The sequence below is a fragment of the Microbacterium sp. TNHR37B genome (assembly GCF_001620065.1).
Lineage (GTDB): Bacteria > Actinomycetota > Actinomycetes > Actinomycetales > Microbacteriaceae > Microbacterium.
Genome location: NZ_LQGV01000003.1, coordinates 934016 through 951130, shown reverse-complemented (window position 1 = coordinate 951130; position 17115 = coordinate 934016). Strand labels below are relative to the sequence as shown.

The window sequence follows — 17115 nt, the reverse complement described above, 5'->3', positions numbered from 1 at the left end:
CTCCTCCCCGCCGCGCCTCCCCCGGTGAAAGACACCATGAAGACACGACTGACCGGCTACGCGTTCGTCACGCCGGCGATGCTGCTGCTCCTCACCTTCGGAGTGCTGCCGATCGCCGTCGCGATGATCGTGAGCCTCACCGACATGAACCTCGCGGGGCTCGGCGACTGGTCGCGCGTCGAGTTCATCGGCGTCGACAACTACATCGACCTCTTCGGCGACCGCGCGTTCTGGCAGGCGATGGGGAACACGGCGCTGTTCGCGGTGATCGGGGTCCCCTCGGTGGTGGGGCTCTCGCTCGTCATCGCACTGGGGCTGAACCGGTCGCAGGGGCGGTTCTTCCGGGCGCTGCGTTCCTTCTACTTCGTGCCCGCGATCACCGCGATCGTCGCGGTCGCCCTCGTATGGGGCTACCTCTTCAACGCGCAGTTCGGCCTGTTCAACCACCTGCTCTCGCTCGTGGGCCTGCCGCCGGTGCAGTGGCTCTCCGACCCGCTGATGGTGAAGTTCTCGGTGATCTGGGTGGCGGTGTGGCGCGGCATCGGCCTCAACGTGATCATCCTGCTCGCCGCCCTCCAGGGCGTTCCGAAGGAGTATCTGGAAGCCGCCGCGATCGACGGCGCCTCCCCCTTCCGGCAGACCGTGTCGATCGTGCTGCCGCTCCTGCGGTTCGCCCTCTTCTTCGTGACGATCACGACGATCATCGCGTGGCTCCAGTTCTTCGACGAGCCCTTCGTGCTCACCAAGGGCGGGCCGCTCGGCGCCTCGACCTCGATCTCGCTGTTCCTCTATCAGAAGGGGTTCTCGGCCAGCCAGTTCGGCTACGCCAGTGCCGGATCGGTCGTGCTGTTCGTGGTCATCGCGGTCGTCACCGTCGTCCAGCTCCGAGCGAGGAGGAACGATGTCCACGCGTGATCCCTACCGGGTCGGTCGCGCGCGCCGCGTGCGACCGGGCACCCTCGTGATCGGAGCCCTGCTCACGATCGGGGCCTTCCTCACCGCCTTCCCCTTCCTGTGGATGATCTTCGGCGCGGTCAAGCCGCGCAGCGAGTCGGTCGCCTATCCGCCGCAGCTGTTGCCGAAGGAGCCGACCTTCGAGTTCTTCGTGCAGTTGTTCACCGAGCTCGACTTCGGCCGGTACCTCGTCAACACCCTGCTCATCGTCGTCATCTGCATGGTGGGCCTGCTGCTCATGGCGGCGGCCGGCTACGGCTTCGCCAAGTTCTCGTTCCCCGGCCGCGACGTGCTGTTCTTCCTCGTGCTGGTGACGATGATGATCCCCGGCCAGGTCACGATGATCCCGAGCTATCTCATCCTCAACGGGATGAGCCTCACCAACACCCTGATCGGAATCGCCCTCCCGATGCTGGTCTCCGGGTTCAGTGTCTTCCTGTTCCGGCAGTTCATGATGACGATCCCCGACGAGGTGATCGAAGCGGCGCGGGTGGACGGGGCGAGCGAGTGGCGCATCTTCGCGCGGATCGTCCTGCCGATGTCGGGGCCCATCCTCGCCGTGCAGGTGGTGCTCACCTTCATCGCCGGGTGGAACAGCTTCCTCTGGCCGCTGATCATCGCGAACGACCAGCGCCTCTACACCCTGTCGGTGGGTCTGTCGCTCCTCAACCAGCAGATCGCCACCAACCCCGCGCTGCAGATGGCCGCCTCGACCCTCATGGTCGTGCCGATCCTGATCGTGTTCGTCATCTTCCAGCGCTACATCGTGCAGGGCTTCGCCCTCTCCGGACTCAAGTGAGGACCCACTCCATGACCACCACCCGTTCGGGCATCGTGCGCGCTGAGGGCCGCCGCCTCGTCGACGACCAGGGTCCGCTGCTCCTGCGCGGGGTGGGCCTCGGCAACTGGCTGCTGCCGGAGGGGTACATGTGGCTGTTCGGCGACGAGATGTCCTCGCCGCGGCAGATCGAGGCGCGCATCGAGGCGCTCGTAGGGGAGGGCCGGGCGGCGGAGTTCTGGACCCGCTTCCGCGACACCTTCCTCACGGCGCGCGACCTGGAGCTCATCGCGCAAGCGGGCTTCGACCACGTGCGCCTCCCGATCAACGCCCGGGTGCTCCAGGACGACGAGGGCCGCGTGATCGACGACGGCTTCGCGCTCGTGGATCGTGCCCTGGAGTGGGCGCGGCGGTTCGGTCTGCGCGTGCTGCTCGACCTCCACGGCGCGCCCGGCGGCCAGACCGGCACGAACATCGACGACTCCCCGCGCGGGCTTCCCGAGCTCTTCATGGACGACCGGTACCGCGCGCAGACGATCGCGCTGTGGGAGGAGCTCGCTCGCCGGTATCGCGACGACGAGACGGTGCTCGGCTACGACCTCCTCAACGAGCCCCTGCCGAACGCGTGGCAGGAGACGTACAAGGACGCGCTCGTCGCCCTCTATCGCGACCTCACCTCCGCCATCCGCGCCCTCGACGACCGGCACCTGATCATGTACGAAGGCAGCCATTGGGCCACCAACTGGGCGCCGCTCGTCGACCGCTTCGACGACAATCAGGCCCTGCAGTTCCACCGGTACTGGTGCGCCCCCGACCGCACGAGCATCCAGCCCTACCTCGATGCGCGCGACCGGCTCGAGACCCCCATCTACATGGGCGAGGGCGGCGAGAACACCCCCGCGTGGATCTACGCCGCCACCCGGCTGTACGAGCGGCACGACATCGGCTGGAACCTGTGGCCGTGGAAGAAGCTCGCGACGCGGACCTCCCCCCTCTCCGCCGCTCCCGTCGAAGACTGGCACCTCATCGCCGACCCGAAGCGGTCCCCCTCGCGGGAGCGGGCGTGGGCGGTGCTCGAGGAGTTCCTCCGGAACATCGAGGCCGACCGGTGCGACGTGCAGCAGCCGGTGCTCGACGCCCTGTTCGCCGCGCCGTCGCTGGATCTTCCCGCGTGGGCGGGGGCGGCGGCAGGAGCGGACCGGGCGATCGGCGACGTGGCCGCGACGGCCGTTCCCGACGGTCTGTGGCACCACACCGGCGGTGCCCCCTACGAGGTCGACGAAGCCGTCGGGGTCGCGCTCGCCGCGGGCGACGAGTGGACCTTCTCGTTCTCCGCCGAACCGGGCTTGGTGCGCGTGGCCGCAGAGCCGGCCGACGCGGTGACCGTCGCGTGGAACGGAGACGCGCTCGTCCTCCGCGCCGCCGCCGACGCCGTCGTACACAGTGTCAGCGTCCGGCCATGACGGGATACCTTCGGAGGGTGACCCCTCCCGTGAATCGCGAGCCCGCCTCGGCGGAGTCGCTCACCGTCACGGACCTCCGTCACCGCAACCGCGCGGCGGCGCTGCAGTTCCTGATCCGCCAGCGCGAGGGCACGCGCGCCGACATCGCGCGGCACGGCGGCCTGTCGACGGCGGCGGCCGGCAACATCGTCGCGGAACTGCTGGCGGCAGGTCTCGTGGAGGAGCGGGGGAGCCGCGCGTCGCGCGGGGGGCGGCCGATCGCCATCATCGGTCCACGCCTGGAGGGCGCCTACGCGATCGGCGCCGACGTAGGGGAACGGGGCGTGGCCGTGGAGCTGTTCGACCTCGGCCTCAACCGCGTCGACCGCGAGTTCCGCGGCGGCGCGCACCAGGAGACCCCGCCCGACATCCACCGCGACCTGCGGGAGGCGCTCGCCGCGCTGCGGGAGCGCAACGAGGAGCGGTGGGAGCGGGTGCTGGGGATCGGGCTCGGGCTCCCCGGCGTCGTCGAGACGGCACCCGACGGCACGCAGACCCTCTACGCGCAGTCGCTCGGGTGGGAGCCGCATCCCATCCCCACCGACCTGTCCGGCGATCTCCCGGTCTTCGCCGAGAACGGCGCGAAGACCCAGGCGCGTGCCGAGCTCTGGTTCGGTGCGGCCAAGGGCACACAGCACGCGCTCGTTGCGCTCCTCGGCCGCGGCGTCGGCCTCGGCGTGATCTCCGACGGCGAGCTCGCCCACGGCGCCTTCAGCAGCGCGACCGAGTGGGGCCACACGAAGATCCGCTTCGATGGGGCGCCCTGCCGGTGCGGCGATCGGGGCTGCGTCGAGGCATACGTCGGAGCCGACGCGATCCTCGAGTCGTGGCGCGCTGTGGGCGGCCGCTTCGACGGCAGCGGATGGACAGCGCTCGGCAGCCTTCTCGACGCCGCCGACGCGGGGGATGCGGCGGCCGTCCAGGTGGTCGCCGACGCGATCGACGCCCTCGGTGCCGCGCTCGGGAGCATGGTCAACCTCCTCAATCCGCAGCGGATCGTTGTCGGAGGCTGGGTGGGCCTTCGGCTCACGGAGAGTCGCGCCGACGAGGTCCTCGCCGCCACCCGCGCGCGCAGCCTCGAGCGCTTCGCGGGGCAGTTCGAGCTCCTTCCGGCGACCTTCGGCGGCGACACCGTCGCGCTGGGGTCGGCCCTCCTCCCGATCGAGCAGCTCATCGCGCAGGGCCGGGGCACCGAGCTCGTCGCCGCGCCTCGCTGACCCGCCCGCGGGCGGCGTGGTCTCGCGGCAGAGCTCGGCTGCAACGGGCGGAGTAGGCTGGAAGGCATGAGTCCCGTTCGTCACGCGCTGCCCTGTGGGCGTGAGGGGGTCGTCGGCGTCGTCATCGCCGACGGCAGAGGCGTCGCGGCACTCGTCCTTTCCGCCGGTTGATCCGGCGTCGCGTCGACCTCCGTCCGCGACCCCGCGCGCTCGCCGCCGTTCTGTGTGGCGACGGCGCGCCGTCATCGATCCCGTCCGGTGCGGCTCCTCCGTGAGTGGCCTGCCCGGACGACCCCTCCCGTCAGGAACCTCTCATGCGTCCCCTCACCGACAAGGCCATCCGCGCCTCTTTCATCAACGTCTCCGTCCGCGAGCGCAACGCGCTCGTCGTCCCCGCCGATCTCGCTCAGACCGAGTGGGAGCGCCGCGACTATTACGGCTGGCGCGACCACCGCAATCCGCTCCTCGGGTTCATCGTCGCCGAGATCGACGACGTGCCCGTGGGGCTCCAGCTACGCCAAGCGGAGCAGCCCACGCGCACGCGTCCGCAGTGTTCGTGGTGTGCCGATGTGACGCTCCCGAACGACGTCGTGTTCTTCACGGCGCGGCGTGCAGGCAAGGCCGGCCGCGCGGGCAATGCCGTGGGAACCCTGCTGTGCGCGGGGTTCGAGTGTTCCCGCAACGTGCGGCGACTGGATCCTCCCGCCTACCTCGGGCACGACGTCGCCGCTGCGCGCGATCGCCGCATCGACGCGCTCCGCACCCACGTCGACACCTTCTTCCGAGACGTCCGCGACGGCGCCTGACCCTGTTCCCCTTCCCTTCCCCCCTTCCTTCCTTCCCCCCTTCCTTCCTTCCCCCCTTCCTTCCCCGCTCAGGTGGCGCAGATTGCTGCCTTCCGCAATCCTGGCCAGCAGGATGCGCCACCTGAGCAAATAGATGGGAGCAGGATGCGCCACCTGAGGGGCATGGGCCAGTGAGGTTTCCCGAAGCTCCACATGGGTTGAGGGCAGCGCTCAGGTGTCCCATATGGCTGCTTCCCTCACGCTGAGCCCGCAGGATGCGCCACGTGAGCGACGAAGAGGCAGCGGGATGGGCCACCTGGCTGGGGTTGCCACATCTGAGCGCGGGGCTGCGCGCACGGCTGCTCAGGTGGCGCAGATTGCTGGATTGCGGGGGTTGCAGCAGCAGAATGCGCCACGTGAGCGACGAAGAGGCAGCAGGAAGCAGCAGGATGCGCCACCTGAGCGGGGAATGAAGCGGGGCACGAAGGGTGGCACCCCGAGGGGCGGGGGTCAGCGTCGGACGGGGTCGGCGTCGCCGGCGAGGAACCGCGCGAGCTCGTCGCGCGTGGGGGCCGACTCCCAGTCGCCCGGAACGAGGCACGCCATCGCGCCGCAGGCGTTGGCGCGACGGAGCGCCGCCTCCAGAGTCTCCCCGGCCAGGTGCGCGCTCAGGAACCCGGCGACGAACGCATCGCCCGCGCCGACGGTATCCAGCGGGGAGATCGGGAACGCCGGTGCCGCCGCGGTCTCCTCCGCGAAAGCCGTGGCTCCCCGCTCGCCATCCTTCAGGACCACGAGGCAGTCACGGGAACCGCGGATCTGCCGTGCGACCTCTGCGATATCGTCACCGTCGGCGAGGAGGCGCAGCTCTTCGTCCCCGCCGAACACGATCTGCGCGCGCGCCGCGAGCGGACGGAACACGTCGGCCGCGTCGCCGGGAGGGGCGAGCGCCGACCGGTAGTTGACATCGACGCTCACCGGCACGCCAGCCGCCGCCGCCCGGTCGATCGCGGCGTGCACGGTCGCGTCCGCGCTCGCCGACAACAGCGGCGTGATGCCGGTGACGTGCAGGAGCGACGCCTCCTCCACCCACCCGGACGGAAGGTCCTCGGGCGTCAACCGTGAGCCCGCGGACCCCCGGCGGTAGTACGTCACGGCGGCGCTCGCCGCCGACGGGCGCTCCTTGAGCATGAGCCCGGTCGCCGCGCCGGAGTCCACGACCGCGCGCACGTCGACGCCCTCGGCGCGGATCTCGCGCGTGACCCGCCGACCGAGGCCGTCATCGCCCACACGGCCGAGCCAGGAAGCGTCAACGCCGAGACGCTGCAGCCCGATCGCGACGTTGCTCTCCGCGCCTCCGACCCCGACAGCGAGATGCGAGGCGTGAGCGAGCGATCCGATCTCGGTCGCGCGCAGCAGTCCCATCGTCTCGCCGAGCGTCACCACTCGCGGCCGGGTCACCACTCGCGCACCGGATCCGGCGCGCCCGCTCGCCATGTCGCTCACGACGCCTCCGCGCCCTCCCGCGCACACACCGCGACGAACGCGGCCGCGCGCTCCCGGAGGGCGCCCAGGTCGCCGCCGCGGAAGGCGTCGCCCAGGAGCGGCCCGCCCACGCTCACGGCGAGGGCTCCCGCGGCGAGCCACTGCTCGGCGCCGCGGAGATCGACTCCCCCCGACGGCACCGCGACGAGGGCGGGGAACGGGCCACGGAGGTCGGCGAGGTAGGACGGACCCACCTGCCCCGCCGGGAACACCTTCACGGCCGATGCGCCCGCGGACCACGACGAGAACAGCTCGGTCGGTGTCAGGCCGCCCGGCACGATCGGTACGCCCGCCGCCGTCGCCTGGGCGACGAGGGCCGCCGAGGTCACCGGGGTCACGACGTAGGCCGCCCCGACCTCGATGGCGCGCGCGAGGTGCGCGGAATCGGTGACCGTTCCGATGCCCAGGTCGATCTTCCCGCCGAACCGGTCGCGCAGGCGCGGGAAGGCCTCGAAGGTGCCCGGTGTCGTGAGCGTCAGCTCGACGCTGCGCACTCCGGCCGCGGCGAGGGCTTCCAGCACCGCGTCGTAGTCGTCGGCGTGGCCCGCGCGAGCGACCACGATCAGCCGCGAGGCGACCGTCCGCTGGGGAAGCGCGAGGCGCGCGGCATCACCAGTCATGGACGGTCCCGTCGAGCAGGCGGTTCACCGGCAGATAGGCCTTCGTGTAGGCGTGGCCGGCCGCGGCCTCTTCGTCGAGCTCGACGCCGAGTCCGGGCTGGTCGCCGGGGTGAAGGAAGCCGCGGTCGAACGTGAACGACGTGCGGAAGACCTCCAGGGTCTCCGCGTTGTGCGGCATGTACTCCTGGATGCCGAAGTTATGGATCGCGAGGTCGAGGTGGAGCGCAGCCGCCATGCCGACCGGCGAGATGTCGGTCGGACCGTGGATGCCGGAGCGGATGCCGTAGACGGCCGCGAAGTCGAGCAGCTTCTTCATCGCGGTGATGCCGCCGGTGTGGGTCACGGCCGAACGCACGTAGTCGATCAGGCGCTCGGTGATGAGCGTCTGATAGTCGTACACGCTGTTGAAGATCTCGCCGATCGCGAGCGGGGTCGTCGAGTGCTGGCGGACGAGGCGGAGGGCCGCCTGGTCTTCGCCGGGCGTGCAGTCCTCGAGCCAGAACAGGTCGTAGGGCTCGACGTCCTTCGCGAAGCGCGCTGCCTCGATCGGCGACATGCGGTGGTGGCCGTCGTGGAGGATCCGCAGGCCCGTGCCGAAGTCCTCGCGGATGCGGGCGAAGACGCCCGGCATGTGCGACAGGTAGGTGCGCGTGTCCCAGTTCTCCTCGTGCGGCCGCTCGGCCGCCCCGCCGTCGGCGGCCCGCTTGGCCGGCTCGTAGTCGTAGCGCACCCCCGGTCCCGCCGAGGAGACACCGTAGATCTGGCCGAGGCCCGGCACTCCGGTCTGCACCCGCACGGCGGTGAACCCGAGCTCCTCATACCCCGTGATCGCGTTCGCGAGCGCCGCGTAGTCCGTGCCCGAGGCGTGCGCGTACACACGCACCCCGTCACGGCTCGCTCCCCCGAGCAGCTGATAGAGGGGCATCCCGGCCTTCTTGGCCTTGATGTCCCACAGCGCCATGTCGACGGCGGCGATCGCGGCCATCGTGACGGGGCCGCGCCGCCAGTAGGCACCGCGGTAGAGGTACTGCCAGGTGTCCTCGATCCGGTCTTCGTCGCGTCCCACCAGCATCGAGGCGAGGTGGTCGGACAGGTAAGAGGCGACGGCGAGCTCGCGCCCGTTGAGGGTCGCGTCGCCCCACCCGACGATCCCGTCGGAGGTCGTGATCTTGAGGGTCACGAAGTTCCGGCCCGGGCTGGTGATGTTGACGTCGACGAGATCGATGGTCATGTCTGTTCCTTGGAAGGGAGGCGCGGCCGTCGGTCGGGGACGGCCGCGCCTCGGGGTGGGTGGGGTGGGGAGGGTTCCGCTTACATCGCCGGGCGCGGGTCGGTGAGGTCGCGTCCGGTCCACTCCGGCGCCCAGATCGCGGCCACGAGCGCGGAGGCGGTGAAGATCCCCATGAGCACCATGACCGGGACGATGCTTCCCGTGGTCGCAGCGACCCACGCGGCGGCGACGATCGGAGCGATACCGGTCGCGATGATCGCGGCGATCTCCCGCACCATCGCGGTCAGCGTGTAGCGGTTGCGCGCACCGAAGATCTCCGGGATGGACAGGTTCTCCATCGAGGCGAGGCCGAGCACGGAGATGTTGTGGATGAGTGCGTAGCCGACGAAGATCCAGCCGACCTCCTTGGTGTTGATCATCAGGAGCGTCGGGACGATCAGCAGCAGCGACAGCGACGTCATGACGATGTACATGCGGCGGCGGCCGAAGATGTCGCCGAGGAAGCCGACGAGCGGGATGGTGAGGAAGCCGATCAGCGACGAGACGATGACGACCTCGGGGCCCACTTCCTTCGAGACGGCGAGGGTGATCGTGATGAAGGAGATGAGGTAGGTCTGCACCAGCCCCGAGTTGCCGGCCTGGCCGAACCGCAGGAAGAACGAGACGATGACGGCCTTGATGGGCTTGCGCTCGAACGACTCCAGCGTGCGGATGTCGTTGGTCTCGGTGGCGAGCTTGATCACCTCGTCGCGCGAGAGCGCCTTGCCGTCCACGACGTCGGTGCGCTCCTCGAAGACCGGGCTCTCCTTGAGGTTGAAGCGCACCCAGAGGGCGAACAGCATGATGACGGCGCTACCGATGAACGGGATGCGCCAGCCCCACTCGATCACGTCGGCCTCGAGCATGACGGCGAGCAGAAGCGCCCAGATCGCCGAGGCGAAGAGGGTGCCGCAGTTGGTGCCGAGGGCCACGAGCGACGCGACGATGCCGCGACGGTTCGCGGGAGCGTACTCCGAGAGCATGACCCCGGCGCCCGAGATCTCCGCGCCCGCGCCGAAGCCCTGCGCCAGGCGGAGGAGGACGAGGAGGATCGGGGCGATGATGCCGACCTGCTCGTACGTGGGGAGGAAGCCGATGAGGGTCGTTGCCGCGCCCATCAGGAGGATCGTGTAGAAGAGCACCTTGCGGCGGCCGACGCGGTCGCCGATCCGGGCGAAGACGAACGCGCCGACGGGGCGCGCGACGTAGCCGACGCCGTAGGTCGCCATCGCGAGGACGACGGCCATGCCGGGATCCTCGCCCGCGAAGAACAGCTGGCTGAACACGAGGGCGGCCGCCAGCGAATAGAGCTGGAAGTCCATGAACTCCAGGGCCGTGCCGAGCCAGCCCGAGACGGCGGCGCGGACGAGGTCGCCCATGGAGCGCTTGGCCGGAGGCGCGGACGCATCCACGCCGGGAGCGGAGGTGTTGCTCATCGAATTACTCCTTCGTAGTGATGTGCGCGGAGGTGAGTGCGCGGGGTTCGCGCCCGGGTCGTGCGCGAGGGGAGGCCGACGCGGACGTCAGGCGGGATCGGTGGACGGGGTGGGGGCGGGAGAGGGCGCGAGGCTCAGGAGCACCTTGGCGGAGGCCGAGGAGTCGCGGGCGAGCTCGAAGGCGGGCACGGCGTCGGAGGCGAGGACCACGTGGGAGACGACGGCGTCGAAGCTGTCGTCGTCCGCCAGCAGGGCGACGGCGTCGTCGATCTCGGTGGAGAAGCGGAAGGCGCCGCGGATCGTCAGCTCCTTGGCGAGGAGCGGAGCGAGGTTGACGCCGATCTCGGCGTTGGGGAGCATCCCCACCTGCACGAGGGTTCCGGCACGGCGCGCGGCGCGCACGGCCTGCGTCAGCGCGGCGCCGACGCCGGAGCACTCGAACACGACGTCGTACGACTCGGCGTCGAGCGTGTCCGTGCCCACGAGGATTGTCTCGGTGGCCCCGAGCGCCCGCGCCCGCTGCAACGGCTCCGGACGCACGTCGCTGGCGCCGACGGCGGCGGCGCCAGCCCGGGCGGCGGCGGCCGCGACGAGCAGGCCGATGGGGCCGGCCCCGATCACGAGCACGCGGCGACCGGTGAGGTCGCCCGCCAGGCCCACCGCATGAAGGGCCACCGCGAGCGGCTCCGCGAGGGCGGCACGCGTGAGGGGGAGCCGCGGGGGGAGCACCCGGATCATGTGGTCTTCGACGACGAGCAGTTCCGATGCACCGCCCTGACGGTGCGGGTCGGCGGCGGCGCTGCCGAGGTAGTCGCCACCGGGGCGTAGGTGCGGGCGGTCTTCCAAGCCGGCGACGGCGGGACCGAAGCGGGCGGGGTGCACGGTCACCGGGGTTCCCGGGGCGAGGGTGCCGGAGGGGTCGAGGTCGACGACGCCGGAGAGCTCGTGTCCGGGAACGAGCGAGCCGCGGATCGTGTACTCGCCGTTGGCGCCGTGGAAGTAGTAGTGCAGATCGGAACCGCAGATCCCGACGTAGTGCACGCGGATCCGCACCTCGCCGGTACCGGGCTCGGGGACGGGGCGGTCCTCCCAGCGGATGTCCTCCGCTGCGTAGATGGTGAGCGCCTTCATCGTCGCTCCTTCCTCCTGAGTCGCATCGGCCTGGGGGGTCGCGTCGGTGGTCATGAGCGCGCCCCCTGCGTCGTGGTGTCGGTCGCGGCCTCCAGCGACGCCGCGACCGCGTCGGCGATTGCCGCATCGGTCCCCTGCCGCCGGATGGTGTCGATCAGTTCTCCCACGCGTTCGGCGAAGACGTCGTGGTGGGCGAGCTCCGTGCCGAGGAGATGCAGCTCCGTGAGCACGCGCGCCGCGAGCTCGCGTCCGTCGCGGGCGGTGGCGGCCAGGCGCGCGAGGGAGTCCCGCGCGGGATCAGCCATGGCGGCCGCGTGGGGTCCGGGGTCGAACCCGGGGAGCGGTGCCAGGCAGGAGAGGTAGCCGGCGACGGTGAGCGCGAGCAGGTGCGGCATCTGTCCCGCCGCGAGTGCGCGCAGGGCGGGCTCCGGAATGCGCTGACGCAGCTTGACCGAGCCGTCGGTGCCGACCTGGCTCGTGCGGTGGCCCAGCGCGCTGTTGGCCCAGCGCTGGAACAGCTCGCTCTCGTACGCGCGCACGTCGACGCCGTTCGGGACCTCGACCGACGGCTCGTATTCCCCGCGCAGCACGGCGCGGGCCGCTTCCTCGATCTCCGGCATCGCGATGGAGGCGGGGATGGTCGCCGCACCGCGGAGGGCGCCGAGGTAGGCGATGAGGGAGTGGGTGCCGTTGAGAAGGCGCACCTTGAGCTGCTCGTAGCGCCCGACCTCGTCGGTGAACACGGCGCCCGCGCGCTCCCAGGCGGGGCGCCCGCCGGCGAAGCGGTCTTCGATCGCCCACATCGTGAACGGCTCGGCGGGTACGGGGATGTCGTCACGGAGACCCGACAGCCGGGCGACGTGCGCGCGCAGGTCATCGGTCGTGGCGGGGACGATCCGGTCGACCATGCTGGACGGGAAGGTGACGGCCGCGTCGAGGTAGGCGAGCACGGGGTCCGCTTCGGTGCCGGGGAGTGCGTGGAGGAACTCCCGGACGAGCTTCTCGGTGTGGGCGCCGTTGGCAGCGAGGTTGTCGCAGCTGAGCACCGCGAGGGGCTCTCCGCCGGCGGTGGCGCGGGCCTGCAGTCCGCGTGCCAGCTGTCCGATGGTCGAGCGGGGAGCGCCACCGCGAAGGTCCGCGCGGATGGTCGCGTCGTCCAGGTCGAGGTGCTGGGTGGCAGGTGAGTAGCTGTAGCCGTTCTCGGTCACGGTGAGGGTGACGATTTTGATCGCGGCGGAGGCGACCTCGGCCACGACACGCGCCGGTTCGTCGGCCGCCACGAATGCGTCGGTGTGGACGGCGGGAACGGTCAGCGAGGTCTCGCCGGGCGAGATGGTCGCCACGTGGTAAAGGAAGTCCTGCGCGCGGAGCGCGTCGACGACGGTGCGGGAGCGCGAGGCGACGCCGATGATGCCCCAGTCTCCCCCTGCCGCGCCGATCGCGGCAGCGGTGTAGACCGACTGGTGCGCGCGGTGGAAGCTTCCGAGGCCCAGGTGGAGGATCCCGGCCGGGCGCGGCGCGGTCGGCGCCGCGTCGAGATTCTGGCGGCCGAGGCGCGGCAGGTCGGTGCTCATTCGGGTGCTCCGTCGTCGGGGTCCGCACACCCGGACAGGTGATCGGCGATGATCGTCATGACAAGCAGTGTGTATGGCTTGTACAAACTTGTCAACTCCTTTCACAGGAACGATGGACGATCATAGGAGGACAGCTCATCCGGAAGGCGATAGTGGCAGCGACTCTGACCGACGTGGCGCGCAAGGCCGGCGTATCGCTGGCCACCGCCTCTCGAGCCTTCGGCGAACCCGATCGGCTGGCCGCCGCCACGCGGGAACGCGTGCTCCGCGCCGCCGGCGAGCTCGGCTACGTGACCTCGGCTCCGGCGACCACGACGAAGACCATCGGAGTGGTCGTCCCCGATGTGGCCAACCCCGTCTACGCGACCCTGATGAAGGCGATCGAAGGGCAAGCCTGGCACGGACGGCACCGCACGGTGCTGTTCGATGCCGACGAAGACCTCCGCCGCGAGCGCGAGCAGATCCAGCGTGCCAGTCAGCTCGACGGGATGCTGCTGTGCTCCCCGCGTCTGCCTGATGACGAGATCCTCTCGCTCGTCGGCGACACCCCCTACGTCGTCGTCAACCGACAGCTCGACGGCGCGATCTGCATCCTCATGGACGCGGAGTTCGGTCCGACGCAGGCGATCGAGCACCTCGCCGCGCTCGGCCACACGCACGTCGCCTACGCGTCCGGGCCGCGCGGATCGTGGGCCGACGCGCGGCGCTTCGACTCGATCGCGCGGGCGTGCGAGCGCCACGGCATCCGGCTCACCCGGTTGAGTCACCACGCCGCGTCCATCCAGGGCGGACGGGCCGCCGCGGCCCCGGCTGCGGCGAGCGGCGCGACCGCGGTGGTCGCGTACAACGACCTCGTGGCCCTCGGGGTGGAGTCCGGACTGTCAGAGCTCGGCCGTCACTGCCCCCGCGATGTCAGCATCGTCGGCATCGACGACATCGATCTGGCGAGCGCCGTCACCCCCGCCCTCACGACGGTGCGGATGCCCATCGCCCGCAGCGGCGCCCTCGGTGTCGACCTCCTGTTGCAGTCGATGTCGGGTACTCCGGTGAGCGAGGTCGCCACGCTGAGCTCGCAGCTCATCGTTCGCGGATCCACCGCGGCCCCGCGGCGCGAGGCTGTTCCGGGTACTCAGGCGTAGCCGTAGATCCGGCGCAGCGCCTGCTCCGCGCCGTCGCCGTCGCGGGCGGCGATGCACGCCCGGAGGGCGGTGTAGCCGTCGATGCCCTCGACCGGTCCCTCGAGGAACGCATCCCAGCCGCGGAGGTTGCGCCGGATCGCCAGCGACGCCTCGCGGACGAGGCCGATGAACACCGAGTTGCCGGTCGCGCGGGTGACGGCCGTGAACATCCGCGTCGACGAGGCGAACAGCGTGGGGATGTCGCCCACCGAGGCGGCGTCGACCACGATGTCGGCGTCGGCCAGGATCACCGCGAGCGCTTCGTCGTCGCAGGCCGCCAGGGCCAGGCGCAGGGCGACGCCCATGAGGTGCGCCGTCAGTTCGGCGGTCTCCTCCCGCAGGCGCCGGTCCGGTTCCGTGACACGCGTGTACCGACCGGCGGCCACCTCGACGAGACCGAACCGTTCCAGACGCTGCAGGGCCTCCCGTACCGGCGTGCGTGAGATGCCCAGCTGCGCGGCGAGTTCGACGTCGCGAAGCTTCTGGCCCGGCTGCAGGCGGCCGTCGAGGATCGCGGCTCCGATCGTCTCGTAGACCTCGTCGCTCAAGATGGCGACGTTCCTCAGATCGAGGGGAGGGAGGGGCTCGCTCATGTCGCCAACAGTGTATGTCTCGTCCCCGAGCGGGCCCGTCGGCGGTCCCTGCCGAGCCATACCCTCCTCTCGGCGGATTCTCATCAAGGCCTCACGTTCCCGGGTGGGTGGGCGGCAGTAAAGTGAGCCCGTCACGCTTCATCGTGACCTATCCGGGGGGATCCGTCGACGCCCGGGCGAGCGCCGTCTGCGTGACGCCCGGGCGTCGAATGGTGTCGGGCTCCGCCGACCGCGTGCAACATTTTCGTCACCATCTGAAACGCCCCTGGGCGGGAGGCGACCCTCCCGTTTACCGTGGAGGCGTCGGCGTGCATCCTTCGCCGAGTAGCGCAGCAAGTAAGGCAATCATGAGCAGCAGCGGCACCGTCAAGTGGTTCAACTCCGAGAAGGGATTCGGCTTCATCGCCCCCGACGAGGGTGGGGCCGACGTCTTCGCCCACTACACGGCCATCGAGGCGAGCGGCTACCGCTCGCTGGAGGAGAACCAGCGCGTCGAGTTCGACGTCGCGCAGGGTCCCAAGGGTCTGCAGGCGGAGAACATCCGCCCCCTCTGAGCGCGGACGCGTCCGCTCAGTCGGCCGTCGCTCGTCCGGTCTGCCGCTCGTAGGCCGCGAGCGCAGCGGCGTCTTCGGCGTGACGCATCGCGCGGCGGGCGGCGTCGAGCGCATCGACGGGATCGTGCGCGGAGCGTGAGGCGGCCAGTTCGTGCTGCGCCGCCGCGAGCCGCACGCGTGCGTCCGCGCCGGCGTGCCCGGCGACCGCCTCCGCGTGGGCCACGGCCGTGCGGGCGGCCGCCACCGTTCCCGGGAGGGCGGACCGCGCACCCCGGAGGCGCTGTTGCGCGGTGCGGGCATCGCCGATCGCGAGGTCGAGGCGGTCTCTCAGCCGAGCGAGCGCGGTGACGGTCGCCGTGGGACGACGCGCCGCCCGGGGCTCGAGGGCATCGACGGCGTCGGCCACGGCCCGCAGTTCCCGTCCCAGCCGCTCTGCATCCTCCGGCTCCGCCTGCGCGCGCAGCGACTCGGCCTGGCGCAGCGCCTCGCGGGCCGCCTCGATCTCCCCCGTCACGCCCTGGGCCGCGTCAAGGAGGGCGCGGTGTCGTTCTTCGAGAGCGCGGGCGGCCTGCTGTCCCCGACGGAGTTGCCGCTCCGCGCGGCCGAGCGCCGTCAGGGCGGAGCGCGTGGGGTCCTGGGCCGCCTCCTCCGCGGCGGCGAGGAGGCTCGTGGCCTCGGCCAGCGCGGCCGTCACCTCGGCGGCGGCGCGCTCTGCGTCGGCCACCTCCTCGGGATCGAAACGTCCGGCGACCTCGGTCACGAGCGCGTCGACGTCACCGGCTTCCGCACGCAGCGCCTCGAGCCGCGTGCGCGCCCGCGCCACCTGTTCTCCGGCGGACTGGTTCGTCGACATCCACTGGGCATGCTCCTGACGTGCCGCCGCGATCTGCGCCGTGGCCTGCGACGTACGTCCGTGGAGCGACAGAGCGAGGCGGCGCACCTCCTCGGGATGGGCGTCGGGAGCGAGGTCGCGCAGCCGCTCGAACGCCTCGTCGCGGATGCGCTGCGCGGTGAGGCGCGCGCGGCGCAGCGCCGCCGGCGCCGTGCCGTCGTAGAGCGCGCCGGAGAGGGCGACCTCCAGCTCGAGCTCCTCGACCGCGTCGTCGAGAGCGACGAGGGCGACACCCGCCCGCGCGCGCTCCGCCTCGGCGCGGGCGCGGGCCCGGGGTCCTCGGCGGGCCCGACGCAGCGACCAGACCAGCGTGCCGGCGCCGATGCCGGCGACCCCGAAGACGACGACAGCCGGCACGAGCCAGCGGACGATCTCCTCCAGGGTCATGGTCAGGCGTCGTCCTCGATCAGCAGCAGCGCGCGCAACTCGTCGACGTCGTGCACCACGGCCTGGGCCCCCTCCGACTCGTGCGGCCAGCTGAAACCCCACGTGACGAAGATCACGGGGACACCCTGGTCGGCTCCGCCGTCGATGTCGTGGTGACGGTCGCCGATGAGGACGGGGCGACGGGTGTCGACCCCGACCGCCGCGAGACGGCGGAGCGACTCGGCGACGATGGCGGACTTCGTGGCGAGAGTCTGCTCGTCGGGCGTCGCGCCCACGATCGCCTGGAGGTGGGGCGCCAGCGCGAAGTGCTCCATGAGCGCCAGCACCTGGTTCTCGGGCTTGGAGCTCGCCGTTCCCTGCGGCACGCCCGCGGCGGACAACTCCTCGATCAGCTCACCGACCCCGGGGTACAGGCGGGCGCCGCTCGTGTACCCCTCGGCCTTGCCGATCTGCCGGTAATAGGCCACGGCTTCGGCCGCCCGCGCGCCCGTCATCCCGACGTTCGCCTGGAAGGAGTCGTACATCGGCGGGCCGATCCAGTGCACGAGCTCTTCGCGTGTGGGCGCCGGGAAGCCGAAGTGCTCGAGACAGAGGGTCAATCGCCGGAGGATGCCCTCCGACGCGTCGACGATCGTCCCGTCGACGTCCCAGAGAATGCACGTCCACGGAGATCTCATCGTCATACCGCCAGCCTATCCA

Annotated in this window: 16 protein-coding genes; 7 read left to right on the top strand and 9 right to left on the bottom strand. The window is 71.1% G+C overall.

What is annotated here, in order from left to right:
- The first annotated feature begins 36 nt into the window (after positions 1-36).
- The 5 genes from AVP41_RS12410 (at position 37) to AVP41_RS12390 (ending at position 5257) form a co-directional block, all read left to right on the top strand.
- Complete coding sequence (locus AVP41_RS12410; protein WP_067164855.1) at positions 37-915, top strand: carbohydrate ABC transporter permease; 879 nt, start codon at positions 37-39, stop codon at positions 913-915.
- On the top strand, positions 902-1753 hold the full coding sequence (locus tag AVP41_RS12405) for a carbohydrate ABC transporter permease (protein ID WP_067164853.1): 852 nt from the start codon (positions 902-904) through the stop codon (positions 1751-1753). Before AVP41_RS12410 ends, AVP41_RS12405 begins: the two co-directional genes overlap by 14 nt.
- 11 nt (positions 1754-1764) lie before the next feature.
- On the top strand, positions 1765-3195 hold the full coding sequence (locus AVP41_RS12400; RefSeq protein ID WP_067164851.1) for a glycoside hydrolase family 5 protein: 1431 nt from the start codon (positions 1765-1767) through the stop codon (positions 3193-3195).
- Positions 3196-3212: 17 nt separating this feature from the next.
- Positions 3213-4451, top strand: a complete 1239-nt coding sequence (locus AVP41_RS12395) for an ROK family transcriptional regulator (protein ID WP_231902744.1) — start codon at positions 3213-3215, stop codon at positions 4449-4451.
- 314 nt (positions 4452-4765) lie between these two features.
- Positions 4766-5257, top strand: a complete 492-nt coding sequence (locus AVP41_RS12390) for an FBP domain-containing protein (protein ID WP_067164847.1) — start codon at positions 4766-4768, stop codon at positions 5255-5257.
- Positions 5258-5746: 489 nt separating this feature from the next.
- On the opposite strand, the gene AVP41_RS12385 is transcribed toward AVP41_RS12390, so the two are convergent.
- The 6 genes from AVP41_RS12385 to AVP41_RS12360 all read right to left on the bottom strand — a co-directional run bounded on the left by AVP41_RS12385 (position 5747) and on the right by AVP41_RS12360 (position 12812).
- A complete protein-coding gene (locus AVP41_RS12385; protein WP_067165927.1) occupies positions 5747-6733 on the bottom strand; it encodes a sugar kinase in 987 nt (328 codons plus the stop codon).
- Positions 6734-6738: 5 nt separating this feature from the next.
- Positions 6739-7401 (bottom strand): bifunctional 4-hydroxy-2-oxoglutarate aldolase/2-dehydro-3-deoxy-phosphogluconate aldolase, encoded by a 663-nt coding sequence (locus AVP41_RS12380; RefSeq protein ID WP_067164845.1) that lies wholly within the window; start codon positions 7399-7401, stop codon positions 6739-6741.
- Positions 7391-8632, bottom strand: coding sequence for a D-mannonate dehydratase ManD (gene manD, locus AVP41_RS12375; protein WP_067164842.1), 1242 nt, complete (start codon positions 8630-8632; stop codon positions 7391-7393). The genes AVP41_RS12380 and manD overlap by 11 nt, the downstream gene beginning before the upstream one ends.
- A gap of 80 nt (positions 8633-8712) precedes the next feature.
- Positions 8713-10107 (bottom strand): MFS transporter, encoded by a 1395-nt coding sequence (locus tag AVP41_RS12370; protein WP_067164838.1) that lies wholly within the window; start codon positions 10105-10107, stop codon positions 8713-8715.
- An 87-nt stretch (positions 10108-10194) separates the two neighbouring features.
- A complete protein-coding gene (locus AVP41_RS12365; RefSeq protein WP_067165924.1) occupies positions 10195-11238 on the bottom strand; it encodes an L-idonate 5-dehydrogenase in 1044 nt (347 codons plus the stop codon).
- Between the two features lie 50 nt (positions 11239-11288).
- The gene (locus AVP41_RS12360; protein WP_067164834.1) at positions 11289-12812 is read right to left on the bottom strand and encodes a mannitol dehydrogenase family protein; all 1524 of its coding nucleotides are present in this window, start codon (positions 12810-12812) and stop codon (positions 11289-11291) included.
- 152 nt (positions 12813-12964) lie between these two features.
- Here AVP41_RS12360 and AVP41_RS12355 point away from each other — a divergent pair, with 152 nt between their 5' ends.
- Positions 12965-13951: a LacI family DNA-binding transcriptional regulator gene (locus AVP41_RS12355; protein WP_067164831.1), complete on the top strand. Its 987-nt coding sequence runs from the start codon at positions 12965-12967 to the stop codon at positions 13949-13951.
- Here AVP41_RS12355 and AVP41_RS12350 read toward each other — a convergent pair.
- Positions 13942-14583, bottom strand: coding sequence for a GntR family transcriptional regulator (locus tag AVP41_RS12350; protein ID WP_067164828.1), 642 nt, complete (start codon positions 14581-14583; stop codon positions 13942-13944). The genes AVP41_RS12355 and AVP41_RS12350 overlap by 10 nt on opposite strands.
- A gap of 347 nt (positions 14584-14930) precedes the next feature.
- Between AVP41_RS12350 and AVP41_RS12345 the strand changes: the two genes are divergently transcribed.
- Positions 14931-15137: a cold-shock protein gene (locus AVP41_RS12345; protein WP_067164825.1), complete on the top strand. Its 207-nt coding sequence runs from the start codon at positions 14931-14933 to the stop codon at positions 15135-15137.
- A gap of 16 nt (positions 15138-15153) precedes the next feature.
- On the opposite strand, the gene AVP41_RS12340 is transcribed toward AVP41_RS12345, so the two are convergent.
- Positions 15154-16416: a hypothetical protein gene (locus AVP41_RS12340; protein ID WP_067164822.1), complete on the bottom strand. Its 1263-nt coding sequence runs from the start codon at positions 16414-16416 to the stop codon at positions 15154-15156.
- Positions 16417-16418: 2 nt separating this feature from the next.
- Complete coding sequence (locus tag AVP41_RS12335; RefSeq protein WP_067164819.1) at positions 16419-17099, bottom strand: HAD hydrolase-like protein; 681 nt, start codon at positions 17097-17099, stop codon at positions 16419-16421.
- Positions 17100-17115 lie beyond the last annotated feature (16 nt).